Source organism: Caballeronia sordidicola (assembly GCF_001544455.2).
GTDB lineage: Bacteria > Pseudomonadota > Gammaproteobacteria > Burkholderiales > Burkholderiaceae > Caballeronia > Caballeronia sordidicola.
Genome location: NZ_FCOC02000009.1, coordinates 61730 through 79385, shown reverse-complemented (window position 1 = coordinate 79385; position 17656 = coordinate 61730). Strand labels below are relative to the sequence as shown.

The following is a 17656-nucleotide window of genomic DNA, read 5'->3' as shown; positions in this document are numbered from 1 at the left end:
ATCGAAATAAATAGCCCGTACAGAGGCATCATGAAACAAGTGACCGTTGTCATCTGCAATTACAACTACGAGCGCTTTCTTGCACAGGCGATCGGGTCGGCGCTGGGCCAGGACTATCCGGCAACACGCGTGGTGGTCATCGACGACGGCTCGACCGATGGATCGCGCGCGCTCATCGAAAGTTATGGATCGCGCGTCGAGGCGGTGTTCAAGGAGAACGGCGGCCAGGTCTCCGCTTATAACTGCGCGGTCGAAATCATCGATACCGACTACGCCATCCTGCTCGATTCCGACGACCTGCTCTATCCGTCGGCGGTGTCGGAAGTTGTGCGCGCTTTCAATGAGGGCGAGTACACGAAGGTGCAATTCCGCCTGGATGTGATCGGTTCCGAAGGGGAGCTCACGGGTACGCACGTGCCGCACTCGGAGCCGCCCGCGGACTGCGGCAGCTTGCTTAGGCGCGGCTGGTTGTATCCGTCGCCGCCGGCGTCCGGCAATGCTTATCGAGTCAGCGCGCTGCGCAAGATATTTCCCGTTCCGCAATCGAGCGTCAACCGCTATGGCGCCGACTTCTATGCCATCTATGGCGTGGCGTTGCTTGGACCGGTCGCGACGATTTCCAGATCATTAGGCGCTTACCGCGTGCATAACACGAGCGCGCCTAGTGTGTCGTTCGCAAATTCCGAAAGCCTGACCAAGGCGCCCAAGGCACTCAACATGCGCTGGATGACGCTCAAGGAAATCGCGCGCTCGCGTCTTGATGTGGAATTGCCGAGCTCCTTTCATGACTTCTCTCACGAGAAGGCGCATTTCTGTTCGGGCGTGTACCACGCACCGTTAGCTGCGCGCTGGCATTGGATGACGCGCGAGTCCCACAGCTACCTGCATTCGATCGTCGCGAACCCGTTTTGGGGCGTCAAGAAAAAAGTCGGCACGCTGGTGTTGTCGAGCCTCTGCCTTTTACCGTATGCGCCTTTGTCGGACTACGCGGTGCGATATATCGCGAACCCGCTGGCCCGCCGTCGCGTGGCTGCACGCTAACGCAGCTTAAGAGAGAGCGGAATGGACAAGAAAGAAAACGCCAAGATTCTAGTGTTTGTCTACGGCGGATACGTGATGAGGTATCTGTACCTCATTGTGGTCATCCCCTTTTATGGACGGGTGCTCGGCGTAACCGAATATGGCCGCGTGCTGGCGGCCATGTCGCTCATGAATGTGATCTGGATGCTTTCGAGCTACGGATTCACGATTGTCGGCATGCGCGATGTTGCAAAGTCGCATGAAGCAAGTCACCACAATGACGTCTTCTCGCTGCATTCGAGCGCGCGCGTCTTCACGTGTGCAATAGGCATTGTCATTGGCGTTGTCGCCACGCTGTGTTCTCCAACCCTGTCCGAGCGGCCCGCGATGGGACTGCTGGCAACGGCGCTTGGCATAGTGTCCGCGCTTAATTTGGGCTGGCTGTTCCAGGGACGCCAGCGCTTTCGTACGCCCATCATTCTCGAAGTTGTCGGCTTTGCGCTGAGTCTCGTACTGATTCTCTCAATAGTGAGAGGTCCCGCGGATTCGGTTTGGGTTGTTGCAAGTCTGCTGATCGCCGGCGCGATCTCCGCAGCAATCTCTTACGCCCTGACGTTTGCGCATATCGGGTTGCCGAGGTTCCGGCTCAACGGTATTGTGCCGCTGATTCGCGGCTCGACCATGTTGTTTTGCTACTCCACGGGTTCAGCTGTGTTGACGGCTTCGTCGACCTATTTGCTTACGCTGCTGTCCACGCCGCCCCAGGTCGGTTACTTCGGAGCAGCCGAACGTTTCGCAACAATCGGCCTGAGCTTGATGGGTCCCGCCGCGCAAGTCTTTATTCCGACCATCTCGCGGCAACTCTCACAAGGCGACAACGACGGCGCTCGCATCACCAGCCGCCGTGGCGCAACCCTGCTGATGGGATACGGGCTGCTTGCAATGTGCGGCGCGCTCACCTTGTCGCCTTTCATCCTGCCTTTGATCCTCGGCGCGGCGTTCACTCCCAGCGCGCACGTGCTGCAGTGTCTCGCAGTCATGTTTCCTTTCGCGGCCTTCAACCAGTTCGTCGCGTTCTATGTATTCGTGCCGCGCAAGAAGGATCACCTGCTTGCAATCGCAGGATTGGCTTCCGGACTTGCCAACCTTGCGGCCGCGCTGTTTCTCGCACCGCATTACGGCGCTATCGGTATGGCGTTTGCGCGCGTGATTGGAGAAGCCACGCTTTCCGCAATGCTCATGGGCCTGATGGTTCGTTCGGACATGACGGCGCTGCTGCCGGGTTCGGCCCGCGCGCTTTCAGCGTTCCGAACCGCCTTTGGTCCGCGCACGCAGGTCAGCGGCAAGGAATGAGTCACAGGTTCGAATCCGTCGTCGTCGCGTTGCGGTTTGCGCCCGGCGTAAAGCCCCACAGGGCGCCTTCTTCGTCACGCTTTGCATGACCCGGAAACAACGGCGCATCCAGAGGCGCTTGCGGCCTTAAACGTACAGGAGGTAGAAGTGAAAGTTGCTATTGTTCACGACTGGCTGGTGGTGTCGGGTGGCGCTGAAAAAGTGCTCCAGCACATCATTGAATGCTATCCGCAAGCCGATGTTTTTGCGCTTGTCGATTTCCTGGAGGACCGCGCCTGCCTGAGAGGCAAGACGGTCAAGACATCGTTTATCCAGAAGCTGCCATTTGCCAAAAAGCGGTATCGCGGATATCTGCCGCTGATGCCGCTTGCCATCGAACAACTCGACCTATCCGGCTATGACCTCGTTATTTCGAGTTCGCACGCCGTGGCCAAAGGGGTGCTGACCGGTCCGGACCAGATGCATGTCAGCTATGTGCATTCGCCCATTCGCTATGCATGGGATTTGCAGCATCAGTACTTGCGCGAATCAGGCTTGGCCAATGGCATGAAGTCGGTGATGGCGCGCGTGCTGCTGCATTACATTCGCGGTTGGGACGCGCGTTCGGCCAATGGCGTGGACTATCTCCTGGCGAACTCGCAGTTCATTGCGAGACGCATCAAGAAGGCTTATCAGCGCGATGCAACGGTGCTTTATCCACCCGTCGATTTCAAGGGCATGACCTTGTGCACGGAGAAAGACGACTTCTACGTGACAGCGTCCCGCATGGTGCCTTATAAGCGCATCGACTTGATCGTGAAGGCGTTCTCGCAGACGCCCGAGCGCAAGCTGGTCGTGATTGGCGACGGTCCCGAGATGAAACGCATTCGGGCCATCGCGGGGGAGAATGTCACGATCCTCGGCTATCAGTCGTTCGAAGTCCTGCTCGACCACTTGCGCCGTGCACGTGCGTTTGTGTTTGCCGCGGAAGAAGACTTTGGTATTTCGATTGTCGAGGCGCAAGCGTGCGGCACGCCGGTCATTGCATTCGGCAAGGGCGGGGCGCTTGAATCCGTCATTGGTCTTCCGCGGGAGCGGCCAACCGGCGTATTCTTCCGTGAACAGACAACGGAGTCCCTGTTGGCCGCCGTCAGCCAGTTCGAAACCCATGCGAGTCTGTTCGATCCGCGGCAATGCAGAAGGAATGCGGAGCAATTCTCGGCGGAGAACTTCAAGGCGAAGCTCGTGGATTTTATCGATGCGAAGCTGCCGCGTGCCCGTCCCGACGTGCCGTTCCTCTATCCGGTAAAAGACATCGAGCCGGTCGAAGAACATTCGCTGGCGGACTACGGATAGACCGGCGTTCGCGCTTGTTGGTCAAGTCGCGCGATCAGAAAAACCGCGCGATGTTGGCTGCAAAGCGATTATGAAGTCCGGCCGAGTGAGCATCGATCAGGCGTTCGAAAGGCGCCGTATGTCCGTAGGTTAACACTGAGACGAACAACAGGATTGCCGTCGCGCCGACGGGACTAAAGCGCTGCGTTTGCACGCGCCACGCGCTTCGCAAGACCACTGCCGCCACCACCGCGCCGAGCGCCCAGCCGATCACGACTTCCGATAACGAATGCGATTGGTCATGAACTCGCGCGAGTCCGGTGAATACGCCGAGCAGCAAGCCCGCGACAATGCCAAGAGCGGGCGGCAGACGCCAGCTTCTCAGCAGCAAGGCGAAGGTCACGGTCCATACGGACGTTGACAGCATTGCGTGTCCGCTGATGACGCGAAAATCCGCAGCGGGAAACGAGACGTCCCAACCCGCGTACAGTATCTTGGTTACGCCAACCAGCGCCATGCCGAGTGCGAGCGCCAGCGCCCAGCGAAAGGCCAGCCGCATGTCCGACTTCGCGATCCACACTGCACAGATGAATGCAGCGGGCAGCGTCATGGCGGCATCGCCGATGTTAGTGAACACAGGCCACATAAAATCAAATCGTCCTTGTATTTGCCGGCGTCAAGCCGAAGCAAAGGTAGCGGCTTCCGGCCGTCTTTTACAGTGGAGACGGCCGGCAACCGGATAGTGCGCAATTACATTGAATAGCGTGCTGGCGGACGCCAGGCCAGCAGCAACGACACCACGAGCGAAAGGATCAGCACGTTCGACGGCGACACCAGCCGGTGCTCCGTCGCGGCCATGACGAGCAAACAAATAGCCGACAACTCGACGAATCTGAAGCCGGTGAAATTCACGCCTCGCGCAGCAATGGCCGAAGCCGCAGCGCCGTCCTTGGCCCACTGGATGAGTCGCCAGTAGAACGCCAGCATGAGCGTAAGCCCGACTATGCCAGTTTCGGCGAGAAAATTCAGATACGAGTTGTGAGCATGTGAATCACTATGTTCGACTGTGATTCCCGACGGAATGCCGAACAGTCCGAAGTACGAGGTCACGGTGTGAATCTGGTCGTCGAACGAACCAAAACCCAGGCCGATGATCGGGCTCTGCTCGAAATACTTGAGGGCGCGCGGCCACAGCCATTCATAGCGGATGTTGAGGTTCGCGACCTTGGCGTCGGCATTTGCGATAGTGAATGTGTAGCCCATGTAATTGACCGTGGGATCGGTGTTATGGATCGCCATGGCAATCGAACCGGCCAGAAGGCCCACCATAAGCGTGGCGAGACACCAGCGCTTGCGCCCGAAAAACAGATACGGCAGAACCGCCACGGCGCCCAGCAACGACCCCCGGCTATATGTGGAAAACAGCATCAGCAGGTTGAACCCAAGCATTGCCAGAAGCAGCTTGCTGCGTTGTTGCAGGTAGCAGGCGAGGCCAAGGCAAAACAACATGGCAAGGAATCCCCCCGCCGCATTGCGAGCAATGAAGTAACTGCCAAAGCTCAGGTCCGGGTTTGTGAAAATGCCCAGCAGGCCGCTTTGCGCGATGTAGTACAGGTAGAGCGGAATATTCAGCACTATCGCGAACGTGTAGAACGTGCGCAAGACCTTGTTCAGATCCCAGCGATGAACATACAGGCAGCCCGCGAGGATGGGTGCATAGGAAATAAAGAAGTTGCCATCCCGCCGGTAGAACTCGAATGTGACGAGAGAGCCTGGGTCGTACAGCATTGTCGAGATCACGGCGAGCGCCGTGAACGCGAGCAGCGGCGTCATGAACCGCGGATAGCTCCTGCCAAAAAAGCGCCAGCCGCACAGGAATATGGGCAGCAATCCCACGGCGCTGATTGGCACGAGGTTGGTGACGGTAAGAAATAACGCCAGCAGCGTTATGTAAGCCATTGCGGGTCCCTTTGTGTAGACGGCGCACGGCCGTTCATTGACGGCCGTTCAAGCCAAGGTCGTCAAGCGATGTGAAGAACACGCGATGCAAGTCGTGCGCTCGTGCTGAATTTTACTGGTGCCAGGTGCCGTGTGGGGCAGATCAATTAAAACGTGGGGTCTTGGCGGACTCTGTTTGAGACGCCAGGCGCGCATACGTTCGATTCATCGGCGCGCGGCGGCGTATTAAACAGATGTTTTGGCGAAGGAGAGCGATTGTCGCCTGCGCGCATGACATACGCACGCATTGCTCGGGGTTTTCAGTCCGGCGATTTTTAGCAATAGATTCGCGTGGTGAAAATAGAAACTTTGCTGTTTCGACTTTATATAATGCTACTAAACGTAATATTCGACAGGTAAATCAGAGAGTATTCCATTAACACCCTGTCACATTATCAGCAATGCTGACGTGTTCGCGCTGCCTGGCAAAAACAGGCTTGAAGATGCGCTAAGCAAGACCATGGATCCCGCGCCAAAATCTCATCGCTTTGCGCCAGGAAAACCCTAATGCCATTTAGTCTGCATATGATCCTGTTCATCGAGCACGCTTTTTCAAACGCTGTTTTCTTAGGCTAGCCGATGCGAGAGGGTGGTTGATGCCTGGTCCCGCCAACCTTTAAGTTCTACTCCGCCCTGTTTTGCAAATTCAGTCGTCCCGGTTTTCTTCTTCTCTGCAGGGCTTTATTGCGCAACGCCAGGGGCCGCCAGCTAGCCGTTTTGTATCGCAGTCTTCGAGCAACGTCTTGGTCAACTGTCAGGAAAGTCTGAGCGAGCGAATGGACTTGGGAATGACGCCCGGCCTCGCGCTCCTTCTTTAAACCTTAAGCGCGGCCTTGGTTGGCCAATCCGCGCTGCCAAAAATTCGGGCGCAGCCGGTGCATTGTCAGGTGCTGGTTCGCGTACGTTTCGCGCTCCTTTAGACATTAGAGCGAGCGCGTCCAGTCGACAACAACGGCACGATCCAACTTGATCAAGCCAGGAGACGCATGACCTGCCGATTCGCATTTTCCAATGCGCGACGGCAAGTCTCCGCGCCGCAGCGAATTCGCGGATCAAGCGGAAATTATTTACGCATTTTCATCGCGCCGAAATAGTTGGCACGCAGAGAAACGCCCGTCAACGGGCTCAAGCACGAGGAATCTGAAAATGGACAAGCTGAAGTTGGGTATCGACGATGCCGCTGGCGCAACGGTTGTCGAAGGCACGGCAATGGATTGCCGCCGTCTCATACAAGTGATTCTTGCGGGCGGTTCGGGCACGCGTTTGTGGCCTGTGTCGCGTGAACATTTTCCGAAGCAACTGATTGGCGTGGTTGGCGACGAGTCGTTGTTGCAAGCCACCGTGACGCGTATGAAAGGCTTCCCGGCAGGTTGGGAAGTCGCGGCCGACCCGGTTATCGTGTGTGGCGAGGATCACCGGTTTGCGACCGCCGAGCAGGTTCGTTCCATTGGCGTGACGGCGCGAATCGTTGTTGAGCCCGCACGCCGCGACACAGCGCCAGCGCTTACGCTTGCCGCGCTGGCGGCGTGTGCCGACGGCGAGGATGCAATCCTCGTCGCAATGCCGGCGGATCACGCCATAGCGGACCTTGCAGCGCTTCACAGCGCTATCGATATTGCCGCACGTCACGCGCAAGCGGGCGAGATCGCAACGCTCGGCATTCCGCCAACACGCCCTGACACCGGCTTCGGTTACATCCGCCTTGGCGCGCCGCTCGATCACGGCGCGCACATGATCGAGCGCTTTGTCGAGAAGCCTGCAGCCGAGCTTGCCGGGCAATATGTTGCATCGGGCAACTACTGGTGGAACAGCGGCATCTTCATCGTGCGCGCGTCGGTGTGGCTCGCTGCACTCGAACAGCTTCAGCCGGAAATGCATGCCGCATGCGCGGCGTCGTTCAAGCAGGCAACCCGTTCCGACGAATACTTCCGCCCCAACGCAAGCGCGTTCGCCACGTCGCCGTCGGACTCCATCGACTATGCCGTGATGGAGCATCTTGGCAAGCCGGGCTCGCCGTTCAAGGGCGTGGTCGTGCCGCTTGAAGCAGGGTGGTCCGATCTCGGTTCGTGGGACGCCGTGTGCGACGCGATGGAGAAGGACGAAGACGGCAACGTGGGAAGCGGCCGCGTGCTGTTCGAAGGTGCGACTGCAAGTTATGCGCGTTCGGAAGGCGGCAGGCTGGTGGCATGCGTGGGCACCAACAACCTGATCGTGGTCGAAACCGACGACGCCGTGCTCGTGGCTGATCGCTCGCGCGTGCAGGACATCAAAGGCCTTGTGTCGCGCATCAAGCTGGCGAAGTCACCGGAAGCCGACATGCACAGGAAGGTGCGTCGTCCGTGGGGCTTCTACGATTCCATCGACAATGGTCCGCGTTTTCAGGTCAAACGCATCGTGGTGAATCCGGGCGCGCGCCTGTCGCTGCAGATGCATCATCATCGCGCCGAGCATTGGGTCGTAGTGAGCGGAACCGCGCTCGTCACGCGTGGCGAAGAAGAAATTCTCCTGAGCGAAAACGAATCGGTCTATATCCCGCTGGGCGTGAAGCACCGGCTTGAAAACCCGGGCCGCGTGCCGCTCGAAATCATTGAAGTGCAATCGGGCACTTACCTTGGCGAAGACGACATCGTCAGATTTGACGACAAGTATGGCCGTAGTTAAGCCAGAAACAGATTCGTTCGGGGAGAAGAACATGCGTGGAATAAGCAAGCTACTGGCGAGGCTGTTCGACGTTTCGATGATCGTGGGCGGTGCGCTCGTCGCGTCGCAGATTCGTTTCGACGACGTCTCGCAACGTAGTTTCTATCTGGCATTCGTGGCTTTCGCCGCCGCGTTTTCGCTTGCCGTGTTTCCGGCGTTTGGCGTGTACGAGTCATGGCGGGGGCGCTCGAAGAGCGCGCTTGCCGGACAGGTCGCACTGAGCTGGCTGATCGTGCAGGTGTGTGCAATGGCGCTGATGTTCTCGCTGCATCGCATCGACTTTGTCTCGCGGCTCTGGTTCGCTTACTGGACCGGGATAGCGGGTGCGGCAATGATCGCGGGGCGCATGGTGACGCATACCGTGCTGGGACGGGTTCGCCATGCCGGGTTGAACCTGTCGCAGGTCGCGGTCGCCGGTATTGGCGATCATTGCGATGCGATCATTCGCAAGATCGATACGGCGCCGGCCGCCGGGTTTCGCGCAACGGCCGCATACAACGTGCAGGCAGCCACGAAGACGAACACCCGCGTGCCGGTGTTCGAAGACCACGAAGCGTTCGCCAATTATGTCCGCACGCAGAACGTGGCGGAAGTCTGGCTCGCGTTGCCGCTCACCGAAGAGCGCACGATACTGAAGCTTGTCGATGAGTTTCGCAACGACCTCGTCAACATCCGTTTCATGCCCGACGTGCGCGCGCTTTCGTTATTCGAAGGCAGCGTGACGAGTCTTCTCGGTGTGCCGACGATCAACCTTGCTGCCTCGCCGCTGCCGCCGAATGCGCTGATGCAAAAGGAAATCTTCGACCGGATCTTCGCAGCGGGGGCTTTGCTCGCTGTGTCGCCGATCATGATTGCGTGCGCTATCGCCGTGAAGCTCAGTTCGCCCGGTCCGGTGTTCTTCACGCAACGCCGCAAGGGCGCCGATGGCCAGGTCTTCAACATCTACAAGTTCCGCTCCATGCGCCAGCATGTGCAGAAAGAAGGTGTTCTGGAGCAGGCCACGCGCGGCGATCCGCGCATTACGCGCGTCGGTGCCTTCCTGCGGCGCACGAGCCTGGATGAGCTGCCGCAGTTCTTCAATGTGCTGCGCGGCGACATGTCGGTGGTGGGGCCGCGGCCGCATGCGCTTGAGCACGACGATCTTTACCAGAAAGTCGTGTCGGGTTATATCCATCGCTACCGGATCAAGCCGGGCATCACAGGCTGGGCTCAGGTCAACGGCTTTCGCGGCGAAACGGATCGCATCGAAAAGATGGAAGGACGCGTGGCGCACGATCTGTATTACCTCGGGAACTGGTCTTTCGGCCTCGACATGAAGATCATCGCGGCAACGGTGTTCAAGGGCCTGCGCCACTCGAACGCTTATTGACGGACATGCTTGAAAGAGGGGCCGCGCGGCGGTCCCTCTTTCTCTTCAGGACCAGGGCCGGACTACCATGCGCAGCGCGCCTTTGATTCCCGGCGTGCCGACGCTGGCGAACGGAATAGTAATATCCGGCGGCGTTCCCTGCGTGAAGTCGATTGCGGTTGTCTGGGTCGTGCTGTTGGCCCAGCCATACTCGACCGTCCACGGACCGGCGGGCGCACCGGCGGGCGGCGGCGTGACTCGCACGATTGCGTTCCCCTGAAACAGGTCCGCACCTTCGAAATGTCCGTCGGGCCAAAAGCGCTTGTTGATTTCATAGTCGGGGACCTTGGCGGCGAAGATCATCGCGTACGAAAGTGTTGACGAACTACGGTCAACCCGCGACTTCTTTGCAAGAAACACGCTTCCCAGATAGACCTTTTTTGCGATCGCGTTGGTGCCGGTCAATTGCGCATGCGACCGAACGGCGGGCGAGTCTTCCACGGACTTTCGCCGCGTGAGGAACCAGCGCTTGCCTTTTGGCGACGCGCAGATTTCGAACTGATACAGCGCGGTGACATCGGACGCCTGTGACACGAGAGCATCCGGCAGGGTGACACTGTCTATGTCGGCCCAGATATCGACACGGACGTCGCCGAACAAGAACCTCACCAGATTCTGGTATGCCTCCTCCGAATTGACAATGCCAAAATATCCGGAGTGCGAACGAAATGCATAGTTGGTTGCGACTTGCTTCGTTGCCATGTTGTCGTCGACACCCCAAAGGGATGCATTGTCGACGCGCACGAGTCCGTCGCTGCCGTCGCCAACAAACGCGCGGACAACGCCTTGCAACACCTCGTAGTCGCCGCGATTCGTCCCGACCATGCAAAAGATCCGGTCCGAAGGCATGGCGCTTTGCGGAATAAGGTCGACGCGGCCGTTGAACTGGGGCGATATCTGCTGCAGGTTCAGGTAGGTCGTCATCTCCGCGCGGTTGAACGTGTTCTGTTGTTCAAGGGTCAGCCATGACGGGACGTTGATGCCGAGGACGTCAATGCCGTTGTGCGGCGTGGCGAAGGTAAAGAACTTGTCCGCGGCTTCGCGCATCTCTTGGAACCCGCTGCTTGTGCTGTGCAGGAACGCGCGCGCCACGAGGCCGCCCATGGAGTGGGCGACAAGGTAATACTTGAAGTCCTTGTCCGTCATGGGCGGGCTGCCGTCGGCCGGCCGATGCTGCAGCACAAGCTCCTTCACCCTCAGTAGCAGGTCGTTCAGGCCTTGGGCATAGACCTCGACCTTTCGGGACTTGCCGTCGCCCAGCAGCGCCGAGCCGTCGTCGTAATAGCGGTAGATGATGATCGATGAAGCCGGGATTCCGGGGATCGTATTCCCCGCGTCGTCACGCGGCGGCGACCAGTCGGGGTCCATGATGTCGTATCCGTCCTGATAGACATGCTGGTATTGATACTCAGACGCAAGCCTGACAAGTGGCGACTCGAACACGAATTTCGCGGGATGCCTGTCCGTCGAGCCTGTGGCGCGGTATAGCGTGGACCCTACGTTGAAGCCGCAGAAAGGGTCCGCGGCCGTATCGTTTCGTTCCGACACGGTCATGGCGTAACCGCGAATGTAGATGATGGGATATCGATTGGGCATGACGTCTCCGTGTTCGTTTTCACGTGTAAGACGGTCGACGTAGCGCCTTTTTAAAATCGTCAAGCGCAGAAGGATGCGTCAGGCAAGCGCCTGTTCGTTGGCCCATGACGAAAGGAGCGACGGCGCCATGGGTTGCGCAAACAGGAATCCCTGGAGTTCGTCGCAGCCTATGCCGCGCAGGATCTGCGCCTCGCGTTCGGTCTCCACACCTTCCGCCACGACCTTCAATCCAAGCTCATGACCCAGTTCTATGATCGATTTGATCACCGCGAGGTCGCCAGCGGTATCGAGCATGTCATGCACGAACGCACGATCTATCTTGATCCGGTCAAGCGGGAAACGATTCAGATAGCTCAGGCTCGAATAGCCCGTGCCGAAGTCGTCGAGCGAGAGTTTTACGCCCAGCGCGCGGAGCCCGGTAATGGCGTCGAGATAGTTTTCAGCGCTGTCCATCAGCACCGTTTCCGTGATCTCCAGTTCGAGCAGCCCGGGGTCCACGCGGTGCGCAGCGAGCGCGTGACGCACGATTTCGACCACGTTGGTATCGCGTAACTGGATGGCCGAGAGATTGATCGACACTTTCACGTTCATCGATTCTTCGTCGCGCCATTGCGCGATCTGGCGGCACGCTTCGCCAATCACCCACGCGCCAATGGGGATGATCAATCCCGTTTCCTCGGCAATGTGAATGAACTGCGCCGGCTCAACCAGTCCAAGCTCGGGACTGGTCCATCGCAGCAATCCTTCTACACCTGCAAGCGCGCCGGTCTGCGCGTCGAGACACGGCTGGAACGCGAGCCGCAATTCATGAAGCTCGATAGCCGAGCGCAGGCACGTCTCGATCGACAGGCGCAGCCGCGTGCGCTCCGCCATGTCGGGCGAGAAGAACCGCACGAGATTGCGGCCGTCGGCCTTGGCTTGATACATGGCGGCGTCGGCGTTCTGCATGAGCGTGCTGATGTCGTGTCCATCGGCGGGGTACATCGCCACGCCGATACTGCTCGACACCTGCAGCGTCAGTCCGCCGATCTGATGGGGCTCGCGCAAAAGCGGAATGAGCCTTTCGTCGATGATCTGCGCTGCTTCCGCCGTGCTGCATACGCCGCTGAGCGCAACGGTGAACTCGTCGCCGCCCAGCCGGCTGACTATGTCGCCGGCGCGGACCGCGGCCAGCAGCCGGCGTGACACGGAGCGCAGCAAGCCGTCGCCAACATGATGGCCGAGCGAATCGTTGATGTTCTTGAAGCGGTCAAGATCGATAAACAGCACCGCCGCGCAATCGCCGCTGCGCTCGGACTTGTGCAGTTCGTTATCGAGCCGCTTTGAGAAAAGCGCGCGGTTCGGCAGTTCGGTGAGCACGTCGTGTTCGGCGAGGAACTGGATGCGTGCTTCGCTGCGCTTGCGCTCGGTGACGTCGATCAGCGTGCAGATGTAATGCGAGACGTTGCCGCGTTTGTCGCGCACGGCGCTCACGATCAGCCACGCCGGATATTCACCGCCATGCGGGCGGCGGACCTGCGCCTCGCCATGCCAGTTGCTTGCGCGGCCGACCGCCGCGGCGACGCTCGATACTTCATTCACGCTTGCCAGGCCAATTGAAATGAAATCGGGCTGTTTGCGCAGTACATCGTCGGCGCCGTAGCCTGTCGCGCGATAAAACGAGGGATTCGCCGTGAGCAGCCGGTAGTCGGCGTCGAGGATAAGAATGGCTTCCGACGACGCCTCGAATACCTTCGCCCACAGCTCCAGGCGCTGCTCCATGAGCTTGATCTGGTCGATCGGCGTGAAGGCCGTGAGGACCGCGTCCTGTCCCTGAAAGACCAGCCGGCGCGCCGACAGCATGGCCCATGTAGGTTCATCGGTTGCGCGCCAGCGGACTTCGAACTGGTCGACAGCGCCGCGATCGGACAATTGCTGGAAAAAGCGCGCGCGTACTGCGGAATCCAGTCCGCGCGCCCACGGGTCGGTGCCCCCGTGATTCAGCCAGAAAAGCGCGGGCTTGTTGGCGTGAAGAATTTCATGGCCGGGAATCGCGGTCACGACCATGGGCACCGGCGTGGCTTCGACCAGTGCGTGCTGCGCTTCCGACGCACGCGCGGTCGCGGCCAGTTCCTTTTGTATGTCGCGTTCGTGATCGAGTTGTTCGAGCATCTCGTTGAAACCGATCACGAGTTGGCCGATTTCATCCTGACTGGGCCAGCTTGCGCGCAACGAGTGGTCGCCAGTGCGGCGAACGGTGTCCATGACGCGTGCGAGCTGGCGCAGCGGCCGCGAGATCTGTTGCGCGACGAAAAAGACCATCACCAGAATGCCGCACAGGAGAAACAGCGCGGTGCCCAGATGCAGCCACATGCGCGAAAACAGGCCGCTTACACGGGCGCGCAAGAGGCTGGTGAGTTCCGCGCCTGTCTCGCGCCACGAGTCGCGCGCGCTCTCCACCACGGCCTGCTGCGCCTCGTCAGCGGTCTTCAGGAGCGCCGGGTCAACGGATGCCCCAAGGTCCACGGTTGCACGCGCGACTTCGCGATAGGCCTCGATCGCTTCCAGCATCTTGCCGGCCGAAGGCGCGAGCAATACTTTCAGTCCATGGTTGGCGGCGGTTGCTTCGGCGAAATCCGATTTGAGTCCTTGCAGCACGGCGTCGAGCTGGCCTTCGAGCACGAGATAGCGCGTGCGCATCTGCTCGGCTTTCAGCGGCGTTGCGGGCGTGTCGCGCAACTGCACGCCAATGCCATTGATGGATTCGAGCAGCGCGGGATAACGCAGTACCGAGAGCGACATCGCGTAATAGCTGTCGAGGTCGGGGTCCAGAATGAGGTTCGACTGGTTGCCCACGCGGGTAATGAGTTCGCGGCAGGCGGTGAGGGCATCGGTGACGGCTACGGACGTGGGCCGAGCCTCTCCGGCAAGCGCTTTCAGCGTGTCGCGCACGTGGTCGTTGAGCGCGGCGCTCTGCATGTTCGCGCCGTATTGCTGCTCGGCGGCCGCGAGACGTTCGGCGTCCTGTTGCAGCGTGGCCGGCGGCACGTGCTTGCCCGCGCCGATCAGGGTGACATCGATCAGCGCGTCGCGCACGACATGAAGGTAGGCATTGCCGACGATCTCCTTGTCGGAGAAATCGATGGCGATGTACTTCTCGTGAATCAGGATGCCGCTGATGAAAACCACCGCGCTCAAGTCGAGCAGGTAGATAAGCAGGAGTTTTCGGCCGACTCGCAGGCGAGCCAGCATCCGGAAGAACAGGTTCCGCTTCATGGTGTGCAGCCGTGTCGGATCATGGATCATGCAACGTGAGGCAACGCGCCATGATCAACAGACGTTGAAGGCCTGGTTGCCGCTAGACGACAGCTCGAACAGAAGCGCGTCTGGACGTGATAATGCCACGCCTGTTAAAGGCGATATCGGCCTTTGAAGCAGTTACTTTAGCGTTTGCTTAAAATTCACTTTCGCGGTGCACAAATTCTTTGCGATGGTGCGTCGCGCGTTGCTTAAACGCTATTGCGGCTTGATTCCCAGTTTATTTCCCGGCCAGTGTTTCAGCCTGCTTTTCAGGCTCTCCCTGCTTGAGAAACTCGTGCTGGAAAATGCACATCCGGTAAGCGTTGTGATACTTGCCGTTGCCAAAAAATTCCTCGATCAGTTCCGCCTCCCGCCTGAACCCGCATTTCTCATAGACATGAATGGCGGCCGTATTCGAAACATCCATGATCAGATACAGTTTGCGCATGTTGAGCACGGAAAAGGCGTAGTCGGTTGCGAGCAGCGTGGCGCTTGTTGCATATCCCTGGCCTTGCGCGCTGGGTGCAATGATGATCTGAAATTCACCGCGCCTGTGGATGTAGTCGAGTTCGATCAATTCGGCGAGGCCGATGGGTTCGCCGGTCTTATCGACGGCAACAAAGCGGCGTTCGCGCAGGTCATGCACGTGACGATCATAAAGCTGCGAGAGTTCCGAGAAGGTTTCGTAAGGCTCCTCAAACCAGTAGCGCATGATCTTGGCGTTGTTGTTCAGTCCGTGTACGAAGTGAAGGTCGGTGCGCTCGAGCGGCCGCAGCATGAGCTGATTGTTTTCTTCGATAATCATGATGCACTCCTTGAACAGTGGGTCTTCAAAAGCACGGTGAATATAACCCACCCGTCCAATGCCTTATCACGCGGTCGCGATCAGCAACAGGCCCGTGCCGGCCAGTCCCGCCGTCCAGAGCGAGTCGAAGTTGATCCAGCCCCGTCGCAACACGCCCACGCCGAGCCAGTCATACACAAGCAGCGCTATCGCGCCGGTCACGAGCAACGTGGCCAGCGTATGCAGGCCGACCGCGGCAAGTGAAACGAGCAATGGTCCGGAGGAATGAGCCGGCATTGCGCCGCATAGCGGAATCAGGACGGGAACCAGCATCAATCCCGCGCCGTGCGCGGTCGCCATCAGGAACGACCATAGAACGAGCCCGGCGAACTCCGTGGTCATGCCGACACGCACGCGGTGCCGGTGGCCGTATCGAAGATGATAGGCGGCCCACGCAATCAGCAGCCCACCGCTGACAATGCGGATCGCATGACCGTTGAAGACGAAGCCCGTGGCGAGCACCAGACCCGCCACGACCGCAATCGACAGCGCATGCCCGAGCGCCATGGGCGCAACTGCCCACAGCACCGCGCGCCGGCTACGCCTGTGCAGTCCGAGCGCCACCGCGAACAGCCATCCCATGGCTGGATTGATGCCGTGGAAAATCCCAAGCCCGGCGATGGCGACCCATTCCCAGGCCACGTCCGGGCGCTCAGGGGTAGCAGTAGGAGTCCGACGAACAATCCCCGCCCTCTAGCCTCACCTGATGCGGCCGATGTGTCGCCGGCCACTCCACCAGAAAGCGCGGATCGAATTCGATACCGCCATCGGGCGCCGCGTCGAGCTTGACCATCCAGCCCTTCAGGCCTTCGGGATAAAACTGCTCATCGATCACGCCATACAGCGAATTGGTGAAATACACGCGCCGTCCGTCGCGGCTCACTTCGACCATTTGCGGGCCGCCGTTGAGCGCGCGGCCATCTGCTTTCGGATGCGATTCGCGCGAGACAATGCCGCCTATTCGCACCGTTCCCGTGAGCCTGGGCGCGAACGGATCGGATACATCGTATTGGCGCAGGTCGCCCGTACCCCAGCAGGCCACGTAGAGAAAACGATCGTCCATCGACAGGTCGATATCCGTCACCAGCGGCGGCACCGCGCCGAAGCCTTTGAGCATGGGCGGCAGCAGATCGGCGTCGGCGGGCTCGGCGGGAATCTCGATGATCTTTTTCACCGCCCACTTGTCCCCGTCTCGATACCACGTCCAGATTGACGACGACAGATCCTTCAGGCTGATCACCGAATTGACGAAGCCGTATGCCCGGGTCGGATCGTGCGCTGGACGCAGTTCGAACACGAGCTGGTTCTCCTCGCCGAAATCGATTTCCTGCTTGTGCTTGCGCGTATGCAGATCCCAGAAATGCAGCTTGTGGCCATACTTGCCGCCCAGCAAGATTTCAGGCACGAGACCGTTTTCAAACGTGGCGGGCAGGCCCCATTCGCTCGTGACGAGCGTGTCGTGTCCGAGATGCCACCATGCGTCGTAAGCGAGCTGTTGCGGCCCGCGATCGATTTCCCATTGGCCGCGTATGTCGAAGGTTTCGTGATCCATCAGGAAGATGCCGCCCGGCGCTTCGCCATGCGCATTGCCGAGCGCCGCGACATAAATTCCTTCAGGTCCGCAATGGACCGTATGCGGGCGCGTATAACCCGCTTTCTCGGCGACTTCGGCCGGTTCCAGCACGCGCACGATTTTTGGATTGCGCGGGTCCGCTTTGGTGTCGAGGATATGGATTCTCGATGACCGCAAGCCCGGCACCACGAGATAACGGCGCTCGGCGTGTGCATGGGGCGCGTTCGGGCACAGGCACGAACTGCATGCATTCCAGCCGAAATGATGTAACTCGTCGCCCGCATTGGGCATGGCGACGTTGTTGAGCAACTGCGAATACGTGGAGGATGCGGGGTCCACGTCGATTACCGCGATGGCGTCCGGAACCTGTCGCGTGGGATCGAAACTGGCGACATAGGCGAGCGTCTCGGGCGGGGCTTTCATCGCCATGCGCGGGGAAGGGTAGAAGCTCGGATCCGGTGTCCAGTTCGCCATGGTATTTCTCCAGGAATCGCTACGCCGTGTTTATCCGCAGACTCGGGGGATCAACTCAGGGAACCAAATATACGCCCGTTTTCGGGGCAGGCGAGCG

Annotated in this window: 12 protein-coding genes; 5 read left to right on the top strand and 7 right to left on the bottom strand. The window is 59.5% G+C overall.

From position 1 onward, the window contains the following. Positions 1-30: 30 nt before the first annotated feature. From AWB64_RS16075 to AWB64_RS16065, 3 genes are all read left to right on the top strand, one after another. Positions 31-1041: a glycosyltransferase family 2 protein gene (locus tag AWB64_RS16075; RefSeq protein WP_060856428.1), complete on the top strand. Its 1011-nt coding sequence runs from the start codon at positions 31-33 to the stop codon at positions 1039-1041. Between the two features lie 21 nt (positions 1042-1062). Next, positions 1063-2373 carry a lipopolysaccharide biosynthesis protein gene (locus AWB64_RS16070; RefSeq protein ID WP_060856427.1) on the top strand — a complete coding sequence of 437 codons (1311 nt, stop codon included), beginning with the start codon at positions 1063-1065 and terminating at the stop codon, positions 2371-2373. A 147-nt stretch (positions 2374-2520) separates the two neighbouring features. Further along, positions 2521-3708, top strand: coding sequence for a glycosyltransferase family 4 protein (locus AWB64_RS16065; RefSeq protein WP_060856426.1), 1188 nt, complete (start codon positions 2521-2523; stop codon positions 3706-3708). A gap of 34 nt (positions 3709-3742) precedes the next feature. On the opposite strand, the gene AWB64_RS16060 is transcribed toward AWB64_RS16065, so the two are convergent. Next, a complete protein-coding gene (locus AWB64_RS16060; protein ID WP_060856425.1) occupies positions 3743-4333 on the bottom strand; it encodes a phosphatase PAP2 family protein in 591 nt (196 codons plus the stop codon). Between the two features lie 104 nt (positions 4334-4437). After that, complete coding sequence (locus AWB64_RS16055; protein WP_060856424.1) at positions 4438-5646, bottom strand: O-antigen ligase family protein; 1209 nt, start codon at positions 5644-5646, stop codon at positions 4438-4440. A gap of 1185 nt (positions 5647-6831) precedes the next feature. Between AWB64_RS16055 and AWB64_RS16050 the strand changes: the two genes are divergently transcribed. Both AWB64_RS16050 and AWB64_RS16045 read left to right on the top strand, forming a co-directional pair. Then, positions 6832-8346, top strand: coding sequence for a mannose-1-phosphate guanylyltransferase/mannose-6-phosphate isomerase (locus AWB64_RS16050; RefSeq protein ID WP_082850513.1), 1515 nt, complete (start codon positions 6832-6834; stop codon positions 8344-8346). Between the two features lie 31 nt (positions 8347-8377). Continuing rightward, positions 8378-9754, top strand: a complete 1377-nt coding sequence (locus AWB64_RS16045) for an undecaprenyl-phosphate glucose phosphotransferase (RefSeq protein ID WP_060856423.1) — start codon at positions 8378-8380, stop codon at positions 9752-9754. Between the two features lie 45 nt (positions 9755-9799). Here the strand turns inward: AWB64_RS16045 and AWB64_RS16040 are convergent, their stop codons facing one another. The 5 genes from AWB64_RS16040 to AWB64_RS16020 form a co-directional block, all read right to left on the bottom strand. Then, the gene (locus AWB64_RS16040; RefSeq protein ID WP_060856422.1) at positions 9800-11389 is read right to left on the bottom strand and encodes a lipase family protein; all 1590 of its coding nucleotides are present in this window, start codon (positions 11387-11389) and stop codon (positions 9800-9802) included. 78 nt (positions 11390-11467) lie between these two features. Continuing rightward, positions 11468-14644, bottom strand: a complete 3177-nt coding sequence (locus AWB64_RS16035) for an EAL domain-containing protein (RefSeq protein ID WP_060856552.1) — start codon at positions 14642-14644, stop codon at positions 11468-11470. A 262-nt stretch (positions 14645-14906) separates the two neighbouring features. Continuing rightward, positions 14907-15473: a spermidine N1-acetyltransferase gene (gene speG / locus AWB64_RS16030; RefSeq protein ID WP_082850507.1), complete on the bottom strand. Its 567-nt coding sequence runs from the start codon at positions 15471-15473 to the stop codon at positions 14907-14909. A gap of 66 nt (positions 15474-15539) precedes the next feature. After that, positions 15540-16094 (bottom strand): hypothetical protein, encoded by a 555-nt coding sequence (locus tag AWB64_RS16025; protein WP_060856550.1) that lies wholly within the window; start codon positions 16092-16094, stop codon positions 15540-15542. Between the two features lie 70 nt (positions 16095-16164). Further along, on the bottom strand, positions 16165-17559 hold the full coding sequence (locus AWB64_RS16020) for a selenium-binding family protein (RefSeq protein ID WP_060856421.1): 1395 nt from the start codon (positions 17557-17559) through the stop codon (positions 16165-16167). Positions 17560-17656 lie beyond the last annotated feature (97 nt).